This window comes from Azospirillum brasilense (assembly GCF_001315015.1).
Lineage (GTDB): Bacteria > Pseudomonadota > Alphaproteobacteria > Azospirillales > Azospirillaceae > Azospirillum > Azospirillum brasilense.
Map to the genome: position 1 here is coordinate 1460594 of NZ_CP012915.1, position 16553 is coordinate 1477146.

Sequence of the window (16553 nt, forward strand, 5' to 3'; positions counted from 1 at the left end):
ACCTTCAATGAGCGGTCATGCGCTCAACAATGGCCCCGTCCGCCGCAGCGTCGTGCCCGCCACCTTGGCAATCCTTTTCCCCGCCAGGGTAAAGCGAGTCGCGCTGTGGGCGTAGAGCACGCCCGCCGACTCGCTGCGCACCGGGGTCATCTCACCGGTCAGCGGGTCGAGGATGTCGGCGACCACGGCGCCGGCCGCCACGCGGTCGCCCGCCTTGTGGTGGAAGACCACCACGCCGCCCACCGGGGCGGTCAGCGGTTCGGAGGATTCCAGCGGGGTCGGGGCGCACAGCGGCTCCGGCAGGGCCGGCGGCTCGCCGGACAGGACTCCGGCATGGGTAAGGAAGCCGGCGATGGCCCGGGCGTCCGCTTCGCCCTGGGCGTGCTCCACGTCGGCCTGCCCGCGCAGCTCCACGGTCACGGAATGGCAGCCGAAGGGGATCGGACGGTCGGGCCAGCGCTTGGCAAGCTCGTTCCAGGGGCGGCTGACCGCCTCGTCGAAGGGGTCGCCGCCGGATTCCTCGGCCAGGAAGACCGCCCGCGCGCCCAGCAGCCGCTGCAACGGGGCGAAGGCCTCCGCCGAGGGCGTCAGGGTGTAGAGGTGCATCACCGCTTCCAGGTCGCAATGCAGGTCGAGCACCCAATCGGCCTGGAGCGCCAGTTCCAGAAGACGGTGCTTCATATGCTCCGTCTCGGTGCGCGGGGTGCGTTCGGCCAGCGCTTCGGCCAGGGCGGCGCGGATGGCGGCCTTGTTGGCCTCGCCGTCGTCGGTCAGCCGGTCGGCCACGCGCTCGGCCACCGCCTCGGTCAGGTGGGGGTAGTCGCGGTTGAAGTTCTTGCCGTCGTCCTGATCGAAGCGGCCAAGGTGATGGTCCATCAGCGACTGGCCCAGACCCACCGGGTTGGCGACCGGGACGAGGATCACCTCGCCGGCGATCCGCCCCTCGGCCTCCAGAGCGGTCAGGATGCGGCGCAGCTTGTCGGCCACCAGCATCGCCGGGATCTCGTCGGCGTGCAGCGACGCCTGGATGTAGGCGCAGGGCCGCGCGCCCGCCGTGCCGAAGCGCTGGACGGTCAGGGTCCGCCGGGTGCCGGGGGTGGCGGACGGGAGGTCGATGATGGCGCTGTGCATGGCGGATCGCTGCTGGATGGATGGAAAGCCCGCCCCACCGTGGCGAAGGCCGGGGCGGGCCGCAAGCGCCTTTTGCGCTGGGCACCTTTTCCGCCGGGCAGCTTTTACGGAACGGCGGTTCCCGTCAGAACGGCGTCGAACTGCTCCAGCGCCCAATCGACCTGTTCGCGGGTGATGACCAGCGGCGGGGCGATGCGGATGGTGTGGTCGTGGGTGTCCTTCGCCAGGACGCCGCGCGCCCGCAGCGCTTCGCAATAGCGGCGCGCCCCGCCCGCCTCCGGGTGAAGCTCCACCGCCAGCATCAGGCCGCGCCCGCGCGCCTCGCGGATCACGTTGCTGCGGATGGCGCCGAGTTGATCCAGGAAATAGGCGCCCTGGGCGGCGGCGTTGTCGATCATGCCCTCCTCCACCAGCACCCGCATGGCGGCGCGGGCGACGGCGCAGGCCAGCGGGTTGCCGCCGAAGGTGCTGCCGTGCTGGCCGGGCTTCAGCACGCCCAGCACCTCGGAGTTCGACAGCACCGCCGACACCGGGTAGAAGCCGCCGGACAGCGCCTTGCCGATCAGGGTGACGTCGGCCTCCACCCCCTCATGCTCCTCGGCCAGCAGCTTGCCGGTGCGGCCCAGCCCCGTCTGAATCTCGTCCAGGATCATCACGACGTTGCGCTCCGTGCACAGGTCGCGCACCCGGCGCAGATAGCCGGCGGGCGGAATGACCACGCCGGCCTCGCCCTGGATCGGCTCCAGCAGGACGGCCACCGTGTTGGGGGTGATCGCCGCCTCCAGCGCCGCCGCGTCGCCGAAGGGCACGGTGCGGAAGCCCGGCGTGAAGGGGCCGAAGCCGCCGCGGGCGTCCGGGTCGGTGCTGAAGCTGACGATGGTGATGGTCCGCCCGTGAAAATTGTCCGAGCAGACGATGATCTCCGCCTGGTTCTCCGGCACGCCGCGCACCTCGTAGCCCCACTTGCGCACCGTCTTGATCGCCGATTCCACCGCCTCCGCCCCGCTGTTCATCGGCAGGATCTTGTGCGAGCCGGTGAGCGCCGCCAGCTCCTCGTAGAACGGCGCCAGCTGGTCGTTGCGGAAGGCGCGGGAGGTCAGGGTCAGCTTGGAGGCTTGGCTCACCATCGCTTCCAAAACCTTCGGGTGGCAATGGCCCTGGTTGACGGCGGAGTAGGCCGAGAGGCAATCGAGATAGCGGTTGCCCTCGGTGTCCCAGACATAGACGCCCTCGCCGCGCGCCAGAACGACGTCCAGCGGCTTGTAATTGTGGGCGCCCAGGCGGTGTTCGGTCCCGATCAGGTCAGCGGCGTGCGGAAGCATGGCGTTCTCTCCGGGGGTTGTTTCTTCTTCAGACGGCCCAAATCAGACGGCCTGTCCGCCAATCTGCGACTGGGTGACGGCGGGGTCGATGATGCGGCGCCCGAACAGGCTCGCCACCAGATCGACCAGCAGAAGCGCGCTCTTGCCCCGCTCGTCCAGGAAGGGGTTCAGTTCCACCACGTCCAGCGAGCCGACGACGCCCGCGTCGTGCAGCATCTCCATGATCAGGTGCGCCTCGCGGTAGGTCGCCCCGCCGAGCACCGCCGTGCCCACCGCCGGCGCGATGGCGGGGTCGAGGAAGTCCACGTCCAGGCTGACGTGCAGATGGCCGCCGGCCTGCCGCACCCGCTCGATGATGCGGCGCATGTGGACGCCGACCCCGTGCTCGTCGATCAGCCGCATGTCCACCACGTCCACCCCGCGGGCGCGCAGCAGGCGCCGCTCGCCGGGGTCGAGGGAGCGGATGCCGAACAGATGCACATGGGCCGGGTTCACCGTGGCGCGCTGCTCCGGCGGGAAGACGTCGTCGAAGCCGTCCTCCCCGCACAGCAGGGCCACCGGCATGCCGTGCATGTTGCCCGACGGCGAGGTGTGGGGCGTGTTGAAGTCGCCGTGGGCGTCCAGCCACAGAACGAACAGCGGCGTACCGGCCTCCCGGCAATGGCGGGCCACCCCGGTGACCGAGCCCATGGACAGGCTGTGGTCGCCGCCCAGGAACACCGGCACCCCGCCGCCCCGCATCATGGCGTAGGAGCGGTCGGCCAGCGCCCGCGACCAGGCGGTGATCTCCGCCAGACGGGCGGTGGCGGCGTCGCCTTCGCTCCACGGTTCGGGTGCCAAGTCACCAAGGTCGCGGACCTCGTGCCCCAGCTCGCGCAGGGCGCGGACCAGCCCCGCCGTGCGCAGCGCCGCCGGCCCCATCAGGGCGCCGGGATGGCCGGCCCCCGCCTCGATGGGAACGCCGATGATCTCCACGAAGCGCTGATCGTCCCGATCCCCCGACGCCATGCCGTCCCTCTCTGTGTGCAATCGTGCCTTCCATGACTATCGGGGGCGGCACCGGCGGCAGAAAGACGGAAAAGTGCCAACGAACGGCGGCATTTTTGACAGTTTGCCAAGCCCGGCTTATCATTCTGGCATGGACGACCTGGACCACCGCCTGCTGGGCCTGCTGCGCGCCGACGCGCGCCAGCCCGTCGCCGGCCTCGCCGCCGCGCTGAAGGTGTCGCGCGCGACCGTGCGCGCCCGCATCGACCGTCTGGTCGAAAGCGGGGTCATCGCCGGCTTCACGGTGCTGCTGCGCAAGGATCTGCGGCCCGCCATGGTCCGGGCCATCACGATGATCGAGGTGGAGGGCCGCGCCGCCGAGACGGTCATCGCCCGCCTGCACGGCTTTCCGGAGGTGCGGACGGTCTACACCACCAACGGGCGCTGGGACGTCGTCGCTGAAATCGAAACGGAGTCGCTGGAGGCCTTCGACGACACGCTGCGCCGCCTCCGGCAGATCGCCGGCATCGCCTCCACCGAGACCAGCATCCTGCTCTCCGCCCGCAAGGCGGTGCTGTAGCCTACCCGCCGAGAGATCAGCCGCCGAGCCCCGCCAGCACGCCGCCCAGAAGCGGTTGCCCGAACAGCGCGCCCAGGGCGAAGCCGACGATCAGCCCGACCGCCGCTGCGACCAGTGCCCGGCCGCCACCACCCTTGGACGCCTCAGCCCCAGCGCTGCGTCCGTTGCCACCGCCCGTGGAATCATCGCCCTCGTCCGGCGCCGCCGCGCGCCGCGCGGTGTAGGAGGAGTCGGTGTCGGCGTGCCACGCGCGGATGCGGTCCTGCGCCGGCTTCAGCTGCTCGTCGGTCGGGGAGGAGCCGCGACCGTGGACGATCTCCCAGCCGAGCGCCAGGAAGCGCGTGGTCGTCCGGCCCTCCGGGCTGAAGATCGCGGCGGGCATCCGGCGGTAGGTCGCCTTCACCACGTCCACGTCGTAGGGGATCGCCGTGCGGAACATCAGCTCCGGGAACTCGGAGCGCAGCAGGGTCAGCGATTCGCGCCCGACCTCGTCGTTGGTGATCGACAGCATCAGGATGCCGGCCACCGACAGGTTGGGGTTCATGCCCTTCTGGATGTGCTCGACCACCGACAGGGTGCGCTTCAGCCCGTCCAGCGCGTAGCGCCCCGGAAAGACCGGAAGCACCAGCCGGTCCGACGCCGCCAGCGCGCCCGCCGCCAGATGGCCGAGCGCCGGCGGGCAGTCGATCACCACGTAATCCGGCGGGTTGCGCGAGAAGTGCAGCGCCTTGCGCAGGCCGCGCTGCGAGCCGCCGCGGGCGTCCAGCGCGTGCTCCAGCGAATAGAGCTTCCGCGCCCCGACGATCATCGACAGCCCGTCGAAGCTGGTCGGGGTGATGGCGTCCTCGACGAAGGTGTCCTGGCTCAGCAGGTCGTTGATGCCGACGCGCGCCTTCTCCCGCAGCAGGAAGTTGCTGGTGGCGCTGCTCTGCGGGTCGAAGTCGATCAGGACGACGCTCTTGCCCAGCGCGGCCAGCGCCAGGGCGAGGTTCACGGAGGTGGTCGTCTTGCCGACGCCACCCTTCTGGTTGTACACCGCCAGGATGGTCGGCTGCCGCGTCTCCGGCGCGTCGAAGACGTCTTCGTGGCTGGTCATGTCCATTCCGCTTCGTCGTTTCGCGGGTGTTCGTCCTGCGGGCCAAGAGCCGCCGAAAGCGGCGCACTATACGCGTTGGAACGCGCCGGTGTCTCCCCGCAGATGCGCCGGTGTCCCGAAAGGTAACAGCTTCAGCGCGTCTTGAAGGCCGCCAGCTGGCCGGGCAGCGGCGCCATGGTCAGGCGGACGCGCACGATCTCCCACCGTCCGGCGGCAGCGGGATCAACGCCGTCGCAGGGGCGGCGGTCGAGAATCTCGAAGGACAGGCTGGACAGGCCGTCCTCCTCCGGGATCGCGCCACCGGACCAGTTGGCCTGGAAGACCCGCTTGTTGACCCGCGCGATGGGCGAGGCCGAGGCGTCGGGGTTGAAGCCCTCGTTGTCGTGGTCCAGCGGCTCGAACCGGCCGGGCCGCCGCGCGGTCGGGATGCGGCGGGAGCGGATGCGCAGCGACAGGTCGAAATCCTCGTAGCCCCAGCCCCAGTAGGCGTTGGAATAGCCGTCGATCCGCCGGAACACGTCGTTGGGCATCAGCAGGACGCCGCCCATCGTGCTTTCCAGGTCGGTGGTCACCGTTTGGTCGGAGCGGCCCGGCGCCACCGGCCGCTGCTCCGCCCCGAAGGACAGGATGGGGGTCGGCCGGTCGACCCAGGAGTAATCGGCGTCGATGGGCAGATAGTCGATGTCGTGCAGGCAGGTGTAGCCGCTCTCCGCCTCGCCCAGCAGGAAGCCGACATTCTTGATGGCGCCCCGGTTGAAGGGCAACCCGGCCTCCTGCTCGACGATGGTGACGCGGTAGTCGATGGGATCGGGCAGCGTTGCGAAGTAAGCGCCGACCCGCGGCACGAAATCCCGCAGATGCGCCGCGCGGTCGCGGTAGGGCACGACGATGTGAAGCCGCCGGTCCGTGGTTGTCATCGCGGGTCTCCTGCCGGTGCGAAGCGTTGCCAGATGGCGCGATAGGCGTCCTCCAGATCGCGGGCGAAGCGGTCGCCGTCGAACAGGGGGCTGGCCGTCCGCGCCGCCACCAGGCGCGCCTTCAGCCCGGCCAGCCGTGCCGGATCGCGGGCGAGGCCCAGGGCCAGCACCTCGTAGGCCGCCGGCGAGTCGGTCACCAGTTCCGGCAACCCCACCGTTTCGAGCAGGCTGGCCGCCACCCGCCCGGCGAAGGTCGCACCACGGCAGGTCACCACCGGAAGCCCGGTCCACAGCGCGTCGCTGGCCGTGGTGTGGGCGTTGTAGGGCAGCGTGTCGAGGAACAGGTCGGCCCGCCGGTGCCGCGCCAGATGCTCCGCCAGGGGGCGCGGCGGCGCGAAGACGAGGCGTTCCGGCGCCACCCCGCGGGCCACCGCCTCGCGCCGCAGGTTGCCGGCCACCAGCGGATTGCCGGCGTAGAGCCAAAGCACGCTCCCCGGCACGGCGCGCAGCAGCCGCGCCCAGACGTCGAACAGCGCGGGCGTCAGCTTGTAGGGGCTGTTGAAGCAGCAGAAGACGAAGCCATCCTCCGGCAACCCACAATCGGCGCGCGACGGCGTGCGCTCGGCGATGGCGCGGTGGCGGTCGTTGGGCTGGTAGCAGTGGGGCAGCCGCACCACCGCCTCGCTGTAGAAGCTCTCCTCGCCCGGCGGGATGGTCGCCGCGTCGGCCAATATCACGTCGATGAAGTCCGCCCCCATGGTGCCGGGATAGCCCAGCCAGTTCACCTGCACCGGGGCGGGCCGCGCCGCCAGGATCGCCGTGCGGGCGAAGGCCGTGTAGCCCTTCAGGTCCACCAGGATGTCGATGCCGTCGGCGGCGATGGCTTGCGCGGCGTCGCGGTCGGAGCGGTCGCGCAGGTCCACGAAGCGCTCCACCGCGGCGGTCAGGCGGCGGCGCATCGGGCTGCCGTCGTCGATGCCGGTGGAATAGGCGGTGACGGCGAATCGCATCCGGTCGTGCCGCTCCAGAAGCTCCGCCATCAGATAGGCGGTGGCGTGCTCGTGGAAGTCGGCGGAGAGGTAGCCGATGCGCAGGCGACCGTCTCCGGCAACGGCGGGACGCGCCACCGCCGGCACGCCGCGCGCCTTCTGCCGCGCCCAGCGCTCCGCCGCCGCCCGCTGGTCCGCCGGAGTTGTGTGCACCGCCAGCAGGCCGAAGGGCGGCACACCCAGCGCCCCGGCGCGCATCCGCCCGATCAGGTCTCCTTCCAGCGCCGGCAGATCGCGCCAGTCGCAGGCGTGCCGCTGCTGCTGCACGAGCTGCGCCAGCGCCGGGTTGTAGGCGGGGGAGAGCCGGCGGACGCGGCGGAGGGCCTCGATGGACGGCGCGACCCGGTCAGCCAGAGTCGCGGCGGCGGCGAGATCCTCCCACCCCGCCGGGTCGCCGGGATCGAGGGCCACCGCCCGGCGCAGCGCATCGAGCGCGGCGTCCGGGCGCAACGCGCCGGCCAGCGTCTGGCCGAGAATCCGCCACGCCAGGACATGGTCCGGATGCCGCGCGAGCGCGCCGCGCAGCAGCGCCAAGGCGCCCGCCATGTCGTGCTGGCCGAGCAGTTCCATCGCCAGATCGACCGCCGCCGGGGAATCGGGCTGGAGCCCGAGGACCGCCCGGTACTCCGCCACCGCCTCATCCCGCCGCCCGGCAGCGGCCAGCGCGTTGGCGAGGTTGTGGCGCGGGGCGGGATCGTCCGGCGCCAGCCGCACCGCCACCGCACTCGCCCGCACCGCCTCGCCCCGGCGGCCCGCCGCGTGGGCGGCGTTGCCCAGCAGCATCCAGCCGTTCCGGTCCGCCGGATTCAGCGCCACCATGCGGCAGCCGATCCGCCACGCCTCGTCCGGGCGCCCGGCGGCCAAGACGAGGCCGCCGAGATTGTTCAGGGACACCGCATGCTCGGGGTTGCGCGACAGCGCCGCCCGGTAGGCGGCTTCGGCCTCGTCGGTCCGGCATAGAGAGTCCAGCGCGACCGCCAGATTCTTCCAGGTGCCGGCGTCCTCCGGCTGGTGGCGCAAGGCCTCGCGGTAGGCGGTCTCGGCCTCGGCCGGCCGGCCCTGCTCCTGGAGCGCGACGCCCAGGTTGTTCCACACCGCGCCCAGCCCGGGGCAACCCGCCAGGACGGCGCGGTAATGCGGCTCGGCCTCCGCCGGGCGCCCCTGGGCGTGGTGGGACAGAGCCACCCCGTAATGGGCGTCGGGGGAGTCGGGCGCCAGCTTCAGCGCCGCCGCATAGACCGCCCCCGCCGGCCCCCATTGCGACAGCCCGGCCAGCAGGCCGCCGAAATCCAGATAGATGTCCACGTCCTTGCGCAGCGCCAGCGCCTGCTGGAACAGCGCCACGGCCTCCCGCACGCGGCCCTCGCGCTGGGCGGCGACGGCCTGCCGGTGCAGCGCGGCGGCCCGTTCGGCGGTCTCGGGATGGTCCATGCGCCCTCTCAATCCCGCTGGCGGGTGTGCAGCAGGATGCGCGGGATCTCCGCCGGGCGGCGATCGTCGCCCCATTGCGAGATGTCGGGGATCGTGCTCACCCCGCGGCGGCGGGCGAGCAGGCTGAGGATGCTCTGGTCGTGCCGGTGGTCGCGGAATTCCGGGTAGTTGGGCTTGCCGCACTCGTTCGGCGCGTCGGTGAGGATGCGCTCGTCCTGGGCGAAGCGCAGCCATTCGGAGACGAAGGCGATGGTCTCCGGAGTCCGCTCGCAGACGATGAAGCTCGCCAGGATCTGGGTGGCGTCGGTGTAGTCGGGCCGGTCCAGCCGCATGAAATGGAAGCAGTCGCGCTTGGTCCAGCCGCGGTTCTTGAATTTGTCCTCCAGCGTGAACAGCAGGATGGGCAGGTCGCGCCGTTCCCGGCAGAGGTCGATCACCGGGTCGGCGCGGTGCACGAAATGGGCGCCGCTGTCGCAGTAGAACAGCACGTCGCCGTCCTTCAGATGGTTGCGCAGCAGGGTCCAGATGGCCCAGGGCTTCCACAGCCAATAGCCCGCCCCGCGCGGCTGGTCGAGGATGAAGCGGTTGCGCTCGACGAAAGCCGGGTCGATGTGGCTCCGCCCCAGCATCGCCACGGAATCGAAGCCACCGATGTCCATCCCGCTCCGCGCGTTGCGCTTCTGCGCCGCCAGAAAAGCCCCGTCCGCGTAATTCAGCAGCACCCGCGCCATTGCCTCCCCCATCCGGCCCTTACAGCCGGCTCTCGATCCAGTCGGCGAGGCGGTAGGCGTCGAAATGGAACTCCTCCGTCCCCAGGAAGGGCGCCACGGCGCGGTGGGCGCAATAGGCGTCGTAATCACCGTCCACCGCCAGGATGTGGTCCACCGCCTCCTCGTCCGTGGCGAAGCGCGACACGTCGATGAAACTGCCGGCCGCCACCTCGCGCTCCAGATCGGGATCGCCCCAATAGAGCGGGACCGCCCCGGCCTGGAAGACGTCCAGGATCTTCTCCGTCAGATAGCCGGGGTGGCTGGCGTTCTCGAAGGCGAAGGCGAAGCGGTAGCGTTCGAAGACGCGGATCTTGGCCAGCCAGCCCATCTTGACGACGCTGCCGGTGTTGTTCAGGTGCCAGCCCAGCGAATCGACGCGCCGCCGCCCGTCCAGCGCCGGGAAGAAGCGGTTGCGGCGCTCCCCGTTCGGGTTCTTGTAGAGGAAGGCGCAGAAGCCGCGCTCCGCGAAGGCCGCCCGCGTCGGCGGCGCCGGCGGCAGGACCGGCGAGCAGAAATGCGGCACCGCCCCCTCCCGCATGTGCTCGTAGGCGTGCATGACGTAGAGCGGCAGGCGGTAATGGCGCGGGTCGTCGAGGCGATCGAAGGACACCGCCATGTCGAAGCCGTCCAGCGGCGGGCGCACGTTCTCCCCGGTGAAGAACAGGGTGCGGCGGCTGTGCGCCTCGCGGTGCCGCCCACCGAAGACCGACACGATGGCGAGGTCGCTGTCGTCCTCGACCACCGACAGGTCGAAACGGCTGGACAGGATCTCGATGAAGAAGTTCGTGCCCTTGTCGAACTCCGGCCAGAAGTCGTGGAAGGCCAGCTTCAGCCGGGGCCGGCCGCCGCGCCGCCCGCGGTAGGGGCCGTGCAGCAGGAAGCGGTCGAGCCGCTCCGGGTCGCCGCCGGGCTTCGCCAGGAAGTCCTCAAGAAACGCGCTGGTCCGCTGATCGAGCATCCCGCCATCCGTGCCGGATCGTTGCGCGACGCACGATACGGTCGCCGCGGCGGGAACGCCACCCCTTCCGCGCGGTCGCCGTGTCGGGGGACGCGGCCCGGACAACAAAAAACACAACAAAAAACGCCCCGCGAATGACGGAGCGTTCGAACCACCACAGCCCCACAAGGGGAGGAAGTGGTGCCCAGGGACGGAGTCGAACCGCCGACACGGGGATTTTCAGTCCCCTGCTCTACCAACTGAGCTACCTGGGCACCGAGGCCGCGGTGGAGACCGCGGCGCGTCGAGGCGCGCTTTGTAGGCAAATTCGCCGGGCCTGTCCAGCCCTAAAATGCAGAAATCCGCCGCCCCGTCACTCGCGCTCGTCCACCTCTTCGGCGTCCGGGCGGTCGGGGCTTTCGATGCGGTAGACGCCGCCCAGCCAGCGCGACAAATCCACGTCGGCGCAGCGCTTGGAGCAGAAGGGCTTGGTTTCTTCCACCGCCGGACGGCCACAGATTGGACAGGCTTTCTCGGAAGGCTTCTGGTTGTCGTTCATCGTTTAATCCTCCGCCGCGGCCGTGCGGACGGTTCCCAGCAATTCGGCCAGGGCCGTGCCGCGCCGGGCGCGGGTCATCTCCACCAGACCCAGCTTGGACAGGCCATAGACCTGGGTCTGCGCCGGGTCGTCCTCCACCGCGCGGGACAGGGCGTTCAGCAGCCGTTCGGCGTCGCCCCGGTTGCGCATGTTGACGAAATCGACGACGACGATCCCCCCGGCGTTGCGCAGGCGCAGTTGCCGGGCGATCTCCGCCGCCGCCTCCAGATTGACGTCCAGCGGGTTGCCGCGTTCCCCGGCGTTCACGTCCACGACGGTCATCGCCTCGGTCCGCTCGATGACCAGCGACCCGCCGCCGGACAGCGGCACCCGCGTGCCGAGCAGCGTTTCGATTTCAGCGTCCAGGTCGCGCAGGTCGAACAACCGCTGCCGACCGTCTGAGGGCGCAGCCAGGAACCGGGCGTCGAACGGCTCCACCCGCTCCTCCAGGTCCGGCGCGCGGTCGGCGCACCATTCGGCAAGGTCGCGGGCCAGAGCCGCGTCGTCCACGATGATCCGCGACGGGGCGGTCGCCCCATGCTCGATCAGGGCGCGGCGCGGCGCGTCGGGGCCGGTCAGCAGCAATGAGGGTCCGCCGCCCCGCTCCGCCGCGTCGCGGACCTGCCGCCACGCCAGATGCAGCGCGTCCGACTCCGCGGCCAGCAGCCCGTCCGGCGCCGTGGCGGCGCCCGCCCGGACGATCCAGCCGGCGCCGGGGGCGATGTCCTGGATGCGGCGGGCCAGTTCGGTGCGCTCCGGCCCGCTGCCCAGCCGCTTCGACACCGCCACGTCGCGTCCCAGCGGCGCGTGCACCAGGAAGCGGCCCGGCAGGGTGATGTCCATGGTCAGGGACGGTCCCTTGGCGCCGGTGGCGTCGGCCTTTACCTGCACCAGCACGGTCTGGCCGGTGCGCAGCAGGTTGCCGATCCGCTCGCCCTTGGCCTTCGGGCGCCCCTTCGGCCCGCGGGCGTCCAGCGCCGAGAGCAGGCCCGATTTGCCGGTGCCGAGATCGACGAAAGCGCCGTCCAGCCCCGTCGCGATGCGCTCCACCCGGCCGAGGAACACATGGCCCAGCAGCGAAGGCCGCTCCGCATAGTCGATGTAGAGGTCGGTCAGCCGGCCGCCGGTCAGCACGGCGGCCCGCGTCAGCGGACCGTCGCGGTCGATGAGGATTTCCGATGCGGCCCCGACGGTGGGTCCCGTCACGGCAGCGGGAACCCCGCGCCGCGCAGCAGCGCCGCCACTTCGAACAGGGGCAGACCGACGACGTTGCTGTAGGAGCCGCCGATCCAGCGGACATGGGCCGCCACCCGGCCCTGGATCGCGTAGCCGCCGGCCTTGCCCTGCCATTCGCCGCAGGCGATGTAGGACTCGGTCTCCTCGTGGGACAGCGACTTGAAGGTCACGTCGGTGCGCACCAGCCGATCCGACCGGCGCAACGCCTCCCCGTCGCCGGTGGGCGACAGCAGCACGACCCCGCCGAACACCCGGTGCCGTCGCCCGGACAGCAGGCCGAGGCAGGCGCGCGCCTGCTTCTCCTCCTCCGCCTTGGGCAGGATGCGGCGGCCGCAGGCAACCACCGTGTCGGCGGCCAGCACGAAGGCGCCGGGATGGCGCGCAGCCACGGCGGCCGCCTTCTCGCCGGCCAGACGCAACGCGTGCTGGGGCGGAAGCTCCCGCGGCAGGGGCGATTCGTCGATGTCTGCGGGGTCGACCGCGTCGGGCACCACGCCGATCTGGCGCAACAGGTCGAGCCGGCGGGGCGAGGCGGACGCCAGCACGAGCCGGTGGGTGGTTTCGGTGCTCATAACGCGGGGAGGATGGCCGACGGTGGAAACCGGTTCAACGCGGGAAACCGGTTCAATCACTTGAACCGGAACGTGATCCGGCCCTTGGTCAGGTCGTAGGGCGTCATCTCGACGTTGACGCGGTCACCGGCCAGCACGCGGATGCGGTTCTTGCGCATCTTGCCGGAGGTGTGCGCCAGCACTTCATGCTCGTTGTCGAGCTTCACACGGAACATCGCGTTCGGCAGCAGCTCGACGACGGTTCCGGAGAACTCGATCAGATCTTCCTTAGCCATAGCCCCTTAAGTCCGTAACAGTTTCGAGGCAATAACTGACCTCCCGAAGCCGCCCGGTCAAGGGGGATTCCACCGGGGGCGGTGAGCCTCCGGCGTGGGGGTTGGCCAAAGCCTTCCAGATGGGACGGAAACAGCCGGCGGTTCAGCCGAACGGGTTTCCGTCGCCGTTTTCATACTCCCCCGCGCCGTCCGCGTCCATGCCCGCGGTGCCGCCAAGCGCCGCCGACTGGAAAGAACTGAGCGGCGACGGGCCGCCATCGAGCCGCAAGCGGGGTTCCGCGGCCTGCGCGATGCGTTCGAACATCTCTTTTTGGTCGGTGTCCATGCGGCGCGTCAGCCGCGCGACGGTCTCCGACGCGGTCAGCGCCCGGCCCGAGGCGCGGTCGTAGAACAGGCCCCGGTTGCTCCGCGCCGCGGCCGGCAGAAGCTCCGCCGCGGCGGCCCTGGGCGACGACTCGGCGGCGCGGAGCAGCTTGGCCGCTCCACCCACGCCCAGCACATAGGCGATGCGGCTCTCTGTTTCCGACACCGGGCGCTTCAGCCGATCCTCCAGCCGGTCGCGGCCCTCGGACAGGTAGCGCGCGGCCATGCCGGCGGACAGGTCGACATCGTGGCGCAGCGCCAGGATCTGGCGACGCACCGCCGGGTCCTTGACCGAGGGGATGCCATTGCGGCTCTGGATCGCGCCCGCCAGTTCCCCCTGCCCATAGGCGGAGCCGTGGCGGCGGAACAGGTCCAGCCATGTGCGCTCCAGGAACTGGAACGGACCGGCGGCTGAGCTGGAGCGGTTGCGGGCCGCCGGGTCCAGCCCGCTTTCCTGGGTCGCCTGGGCGAGAATGGCGGTGAAGCTGTGGCCCGACAGCCCGGCGACCTGCTGGGCCGCCAGGACCACCTGCCCGGCGGCCGGGCTGTTCGCCAGAGCGGCGCCGATCACCGTCGATTGGGCGCCAGACGCCGCAACCGCCGTCGCGACAGCGCCAGGGACGACCTCGGGTTTGCGGGCGGGAAACGGCACGCGGGTCCCGTCGGCGAGTTGGATCGGCGCCTCCGGCTTCGCGGCCGGCAGGGGAGGCACCTTCTGCCCGTTGGCCAATCGCCCGCGGGGGACCGGCTGGACGTCCGCCAGCGCGCTTTGAAACGACCCGCCCGACGCCGCGCCCGTGGAGGACAATGGCGCGGGAACATCCGGCTTGCGCTCGGGAATCGGGGCGAGTGGAGGCAGCGCGACCTTCATGAAACACCGGAACCGTCAGACCGGAACCGCCATCGCGGAACCCTTCGCCGCAGCTTTAGCACAAAGGCCTTAATTTTTCTTAATCATTGGCTGGGGTCGGCGCGGAGGGCTCAATCCCCCTGCGGGTCGGCCATCCGGATGGGGCCGGAGTCCACCGCCGTCCGCCGTCCTTCCCCGTTCCAATGGTCGATGGCGGCCAGAAGCCGGCTTTTCTCCAGAGGCTTGGCCAGATGATCGTCCATCCCCGCCTGCCGGCAGCGCTCCACCTCCACGGCCAGCACACCCGCCGACAGGGCCAGGATCGGAATGCGGCCCAGCGGGCCGGGAAGCGCCCGGATGCGCCGCGTCGCCTCCAGCCCGTCCATCACCGGCATCTGCACGTCCATCAGGACGAGATCGTACGCGCGTTCCCGCACCGCGGTCACGGCGGCGGCACCATCGGACACCGCGTCCACATGATGCCCGGCCCGGGTCAGCATGGCGATGACCAGGTCGCGGTTCATCGCCAGATCCTCGGCCAGAAGGATTCGTGCGCCGCGGCTCGATGGCTGGTGGTTCAGCGCGCCGCCGTCATGGTCGTCCCGTTCCGGGGCGCTGGCGGGTTGCAGCGGCAGGCTGAACCAGAAGGTGCTGCCGACGCCGGGGCGGCTTTCCACGCCGATCTCGCCACCCATCAGCTCCACCAGGCGGTGGCAGATGGCCAGCCCCAGCCCGGTGCCGCCGCGCCCGCGGTCCAGCTGGCTGAAGCGCTGGAAAAGTTCGCGCTGGCGGTCTTCGGGCACGCCGATGCCGGTGTCGCTGACGGTGAAGGTGTAGCGGCGGGCGCCGGCCTCGTCGCCCATGGCCTTGACCGTCAAGCGGACGCTGCCGGTGTCGGTGAACTTCACCGCGTTGCCCAGCAGGTTCAGCAGGATCTGGCGCACCCGGTCGGGATCGCCCATCACATAGCCACGCGCCGCCGCGGAGACGGAGGTGTGCATCTCCAGACCCTTCTGCTCGGCGGTCAGCCGCACGATGGCCTGGCAGCGGTCGGCCAGATCGTCCAGCCGGAACGGCACGCGGACCAGATCGAGCTTGCCCGCCTCCAGCTTCGACAGGTCCAGCACGTCGTTGATGACGGTCAGCAGGGAACGTCCGGCCTCCCGCACCTGTGAGGCGTAGCGCCGCTGCTCCGCGGTCAGCGGCGTTTCCAGGAGCATGTCGGCAAAGCCGATCACGCCGTTCATCGGCGTGCGGATCTCGTGGCTCATGGTCGCCAGGAAGTCCTCCTTGGCGCGGCTGCCGGCACGGGCCTCCTCCATGGCGGCGCGCAGTTCCTGCTCGCGCCGCTTCAGCCGGCCCGACATGTCGTTGAAGGCGTTGGCCACCAGCCGGATCTCGTCGGGTGCGCCGCGGGCTTCCACGACGGTCCCGACGTCGCCGGCGCCGATCCGGGTTGCCGCCTGGCTGAGAACACGCATCCAGCGCAGGACCGAGGCGTGGAGCAGCGACCACAGCGCCGCCACGCTGAGCAGCCCGGCGATGCCGAGCAGGACCAGCCCGCGCAGCAGATCGCGCTGGGCATCCGCCACGATCGGACCGGTCGGCATGCCCACGGCGAAGACGGTGTTGGTTTCCGTCGAGTGGCGGAAGGCCCAGATGCGGTTCAGCCCGTCGGCGCTTTCGCCCTCGAACGCGCCGCTGCCCTCGGCCAGCATGCGCTGGATGTGCGGAAAATCCGCCAGGCTGCGCCCGACCCAGCCTTCCGGGTCGGGCTGGCGCGCGATCAGCACGCCGTGGCGGTCCAGCACCAGGATGCGCGCGTCGTCCTGCTTCGTCACCCTCACGAGATCGGTCAGCCAGGCGAGATCGATGGCGACGCCCAGCACCCGCTCGACCTCGCCATTCACCAGCACCGGCTGAACCGCCAGGATCAGCGGCTTCCCCGACCGCTTGCCGATCACCACCTCGCTCAGCACGAAGGATTTGCTGCTCAGCGCCCGCTGGAAATACTCGCGCTCGCGCAGGCTCATCCCGGAGCCGGGGCCGGTCGTATCGCAGATGAGGAGACCGTTCGGGTCGGTCACCCACACGCCGGTCGTCCAGCGGTGCTGCCGCGGCATCGGCGCCAGCGTGGCGACGCAGGCGTCGGTGTTGCCGTGGGCGGCATCGCGGACCGCCGGCACGAGAGCAAGGACGCTCAGCAGGTTCCGTGCCTCACCGATCAGGTCGCGCTGGCGCTCCACCCCGTCCTCGGTCAGGTGCCGCGCCAACTCCTGGGCACTGCTCAGCCGCTGGTCGAGTTGCTGGTCGAAGAAGTACAGCGCCCCGGCCAGCGGCAGGGCCAGGGACGCCAGGACGACACCCATCAGACGCAGACGGAGGCTCCGCAGGCCGGTGGCACGAAACAGGCGGGACGGCAGACCGGCGAGCATCAGG

General features: G+C 70.8%; 15 protein-coding genes and 1 tRNA gene. 1 reads left to right on the forward strand and 15 read right to left on the reverse strand.

Features of this window, described 5'->3' with window-relative positions; translation table 11 throughout:
* Window positions 1–15: 15 nt before the first annotated feature.
* From AMK58_RS20360 to rocF, 3 genes are all read right to left on the reverse strand, one after another.
* Window positions 16–1131: a M14 family metallopeptidase gene (locus tag AMK58_RS20360; RefSeq protein ID WP_035678306.1), complete on the reverse strand. Its 1116-nt coding sequence runs from the start codon at window positions 1129–1131 to the stop codon at window positions 16–18.
* A gap of 104 nt (window positions 1132–1235) precedes the next feature.
* On the reverse strand, window positions 1236–2453 hold the full coding sequence (gene rocD, locus AMK58_RS20365; RefSeq protein WP_035678304.1) for an ornithine--oxo-acid transaminase: 1218 nt from the start codon (window positions 2451–2453) through the stop codon (window positions 1236–1238).
* A 42-nt stretch (window positions 2454–2495) separates the two neighbouring features.
* The gene (rocF, locus tag AMK58_RS20370; protein ID WP_059399346.1) at window positions 2496–3461 is read right to left on the reverse strand and encodes an arginase; all 966 of its coding nucleotides are present in this window, start codon (window positions 3459–3461) and stop codon (window positions 2496–2498) included.
* Between the two features lie 130 nt (window positions 3462–3591).
* Here rocF and AMK58_RS20375 point away from each other — a divergent pair, with 130 nt between their 5' ends.
* Window positions 3592–4020, forward strand: a complete 429-nt coding sequence (locus tag AMK58_RS20375) for an Lrp/AsnC family transcriptional regulator (RefSeq protein WP_035678302.1) — start codon at window positions 3592–3594, stop codon at window positions 4018–4020.
* Between the two features lie 16 nt (window positions 4021–4036).
* Here the strand turns inward: AMK58_RS20375 and AMK58_RS20380 are convergent, their stop codons facing one another.
* From AMK58_RS20380 to AMK58_RS20435, 12 genes are all read right to left on the reverse strand, one after another.
* Window positions 4037–5116: a ParA family protein gene (locus AMK58_RS20380; protein WP_236778249.1), complete on the reverse strand. Its 1080-nt coding sequence runs from the start codon at window positions 5114–5116 to the stop codon at window positions 4037–4039.
* Between the two features lie 131 nt (window positions 5117–5247).
* Window positions 5248–6033: a galactosyltransferase-related protein gene (locus AMK58_RS20385; RefSeq protein WP_035678300.1), complete on the reverse strand. Its 786-nt coding sequence runs from the start codon at window positions 6031–6033 to the stop codon at window positions 5248–5250.
* A complete protein-coding gene (locus tag AMK58_RS20390; RefSeq protein ID WP_059399348.1) occupies window positions 6030–8513 on the reverse strand; it encodes a tetratricopeptide repeat protein in 2484 nt (827 codons plus the stop codon). Before AMK58_RS20390 ends, AMK58_RS20385 begins: the two co-directional genes overlap by 4 nt.
* Window positions 8514–8521: 8 nt before the next feature.
* The gene (locus tag AMK58_RS20395; protein ID WP_035678283.1) at window positions 8522–9244 is read right to left on the reverse strand and encodes a hypothetical protein; all 723 of its coding nucleotides are present in this window, start codon (window positions 9242–9244) and stop codon (window positions 8522–8524) included.
* Window positions 9245–9263: 19 nt separating this feature from the next.
* Window positions 9264–10241: a glycosyltransferase family 10 domain-containing protein gene (locus AMK58_RS20400; RefSeq protein WP_035678282.1), complete on the reverse strand. Its 978-nt coding sequence runs from the start codon at window positions 10239–10241 to the stop codon at window positions 9264–9266.
* A 178-nt stretch (window positions 10242–10419) separates the two neighbouring features.
* Window positions 10420–10495, reverse strand: a tRNA-Phe gene (locus AMK58_RS20405).
* Between the two features lie 98 nt (window positions 10496–10593).
* The gene (gene yacG / locus AMK58_RS20410) at window positions 10594–10779 is read right to left on the reverse strand and encodes a DNA gyrase inhibitor YacG (protein ID WP_035678279.1); all 186 of its coding nucleotides are present in this window, start codon (window positions 10777–10779) and stop codon (window positions 10594–10596) included.
* Between the two features lie 3 nt (window positions 10780–10782).
* Window positions 10783–12024, reverse strand: coding sequence for a ribonuclease E/G (locus AMK58_RS20415; protein WP_059399349.1), 1242 nt, complete (start codon window positions 12022–12024; stop codon window positions 10783–10785).
* Window positions 12021–12626, reverse strand: coding sequence for a Maf family protein (locus tag AMK58_RS20420; protein WP_035678268.1), 606 nt, complete (start codon window positions 12624–12626; stop codon window positions 12021–12023). Before AMK58_RS20420 ends, AMK58_RS20415 begins: the two co-directional genes overlap by 4 nt.
* A gap of 56 nt (window positions 12627–12682) precedes the next feature.
* Window positions 12683–12901, reverse strand: coding sequence for a translation initiation factor IF-1 (gene infA, locus AMK58_RS20425; protein ID WP_014198195.1), 219 nt, complete (start codon window positions 12899–12901; stop codon window positions 12683–12685).
* A gap of 142 nt (window positions 12902–13043) precedes the next feature.
* Window positions 13044–14135: a lysozyme family protein gene (locus AMK58_RS20430; protein WP_035678265.1), complete on the reverse strand. Its 1092-nt coding sequence runs from the start codon at window positions 14133–14135 to the stop codon at window positions 13044–13046.
* Between the two features lie 110 nt (window positions 14136–14245).
* The gene (locus AMK58_RS20435; RefSeq protein ID WP_035678263.1) at window positions 14246–16549 is read right to left on the reverse strand and encodes a hybrid sensor histidine kinase/response regulator; all 2304 of its coding nucleotides are present in this window, start codon (window positions 16547–16549) and stop codon (window positions 14246–14248) included.
* Between the last annotated feature and the right edge of the window lie 4 nt (window positions 16550–16553).

What these genes read in the sequence shown, in the direction of transcription:
- AMK58_RS20395 (WP_035678283.1), bottom strand. Translation starts at nt 9,244, where the DNA reads ATGGCGCGGGTGCTGCTGAATTACGCGGACGGGGCTTTTCTGGCGGCG.
- AMK58_RS20375 (WP_035678302.1), top strand. Translation starts at nt 3,592, where the DNA reads ATGGACGACCTGGACCACCGCCTGCTGGGCCTGCTGCGCGCCGACGCG.
- rocF (WP_059399346.1), bottom strand. Translation starts at nt 3,461, where the DNA reads ATGGCGTCGGGGGATCGGGACGATCAGCGCTTCGTGGAGATCATCGGC.
- infA (WP_014198195.1), bottom strand. Translation starts at nt 12,901, where the DNA reads ATGGCTAAGGAAGATCTGATCGAGTTCTCCGGAACCGTCGTCGAGCTG.
- yacG (WP_035678279.1), bottom strand. Translation starts at nt 10,779, where the DNA reads ATGAACGACAACCAGAAGCCTTCCGAGAAAGCCTGTCCAATCTGTGGC.
- AMK58_RS20360 (WP_035678306.1), bottom strand. Translation starts at nt 1,131, where the DNA reads ATGCACAGCGCCATCATCGACCTCCCGTCCGCCACCCCCGGCACCCGG.
- AMK58_RS20380 (WP_236778249.1), bottom strand. Translation starts at nt 5,116, where the DNA reads ATGACCAGCCACGAAGACGTCTTCGACGCGCCGGAGACGCGGCAGCCG.
- AMK58_RS20430 (WP_035678265.1), bottom strand. Translation starts at nt 14,135, where the DNA reads ATGAAGGTCGCGCTGCCTCCACTCGCCCCGATTCCCGAGCGCAAGCCG.
- AMK58_RS20390 (WP_059399348.1), bottom strand. Translation starts at nt 8,513, where the DNA reads ATGGACCATCCCGAGACCGCCGAACGGGCCGCCGCGCTGCACCGGCAG.
- AMK58_RS20400 (WP_035678282.1), bottom strand. Translation starts at nt 10,241, where the DNA reads ATGCTCGATCAGCGGACCAGCGCGTTTCTTGAGGACTTCCTGGCGAAG.
- AMK58_RS20435 (WP_035678263.1), bottom strand. Translation starts at nt 16,549, where the DNA reads ATGCTCGCCGGTCTGCCGTCCCGCCTGTTTCGTGCCACCGGCCTGCGG.
- AMK58_RS20385 (WP_035678300.1), bottom strand. Translation starts at nt 6,033, where the DNA reads ATGACAACCACGGACCGGCGGCTTCACATCGTCGTGCCCTACCGCGAC.
- rocD (WP_035678304.1), bottom strand. Translation starts at nt 2,453, where the DNA reads ATGCTTCCGCACGCCGCTGACCTGATCGGGACCGAACACCGCCTGGGC.
- AMK58_RS20420 (WP_035678268.1), bottom strand. Translation starts at nt 12,626, where the DNA reads ATGAGCACCGAAACCACCCACCGGCTCGTGCTGGCGTCCGCCTCGCCC.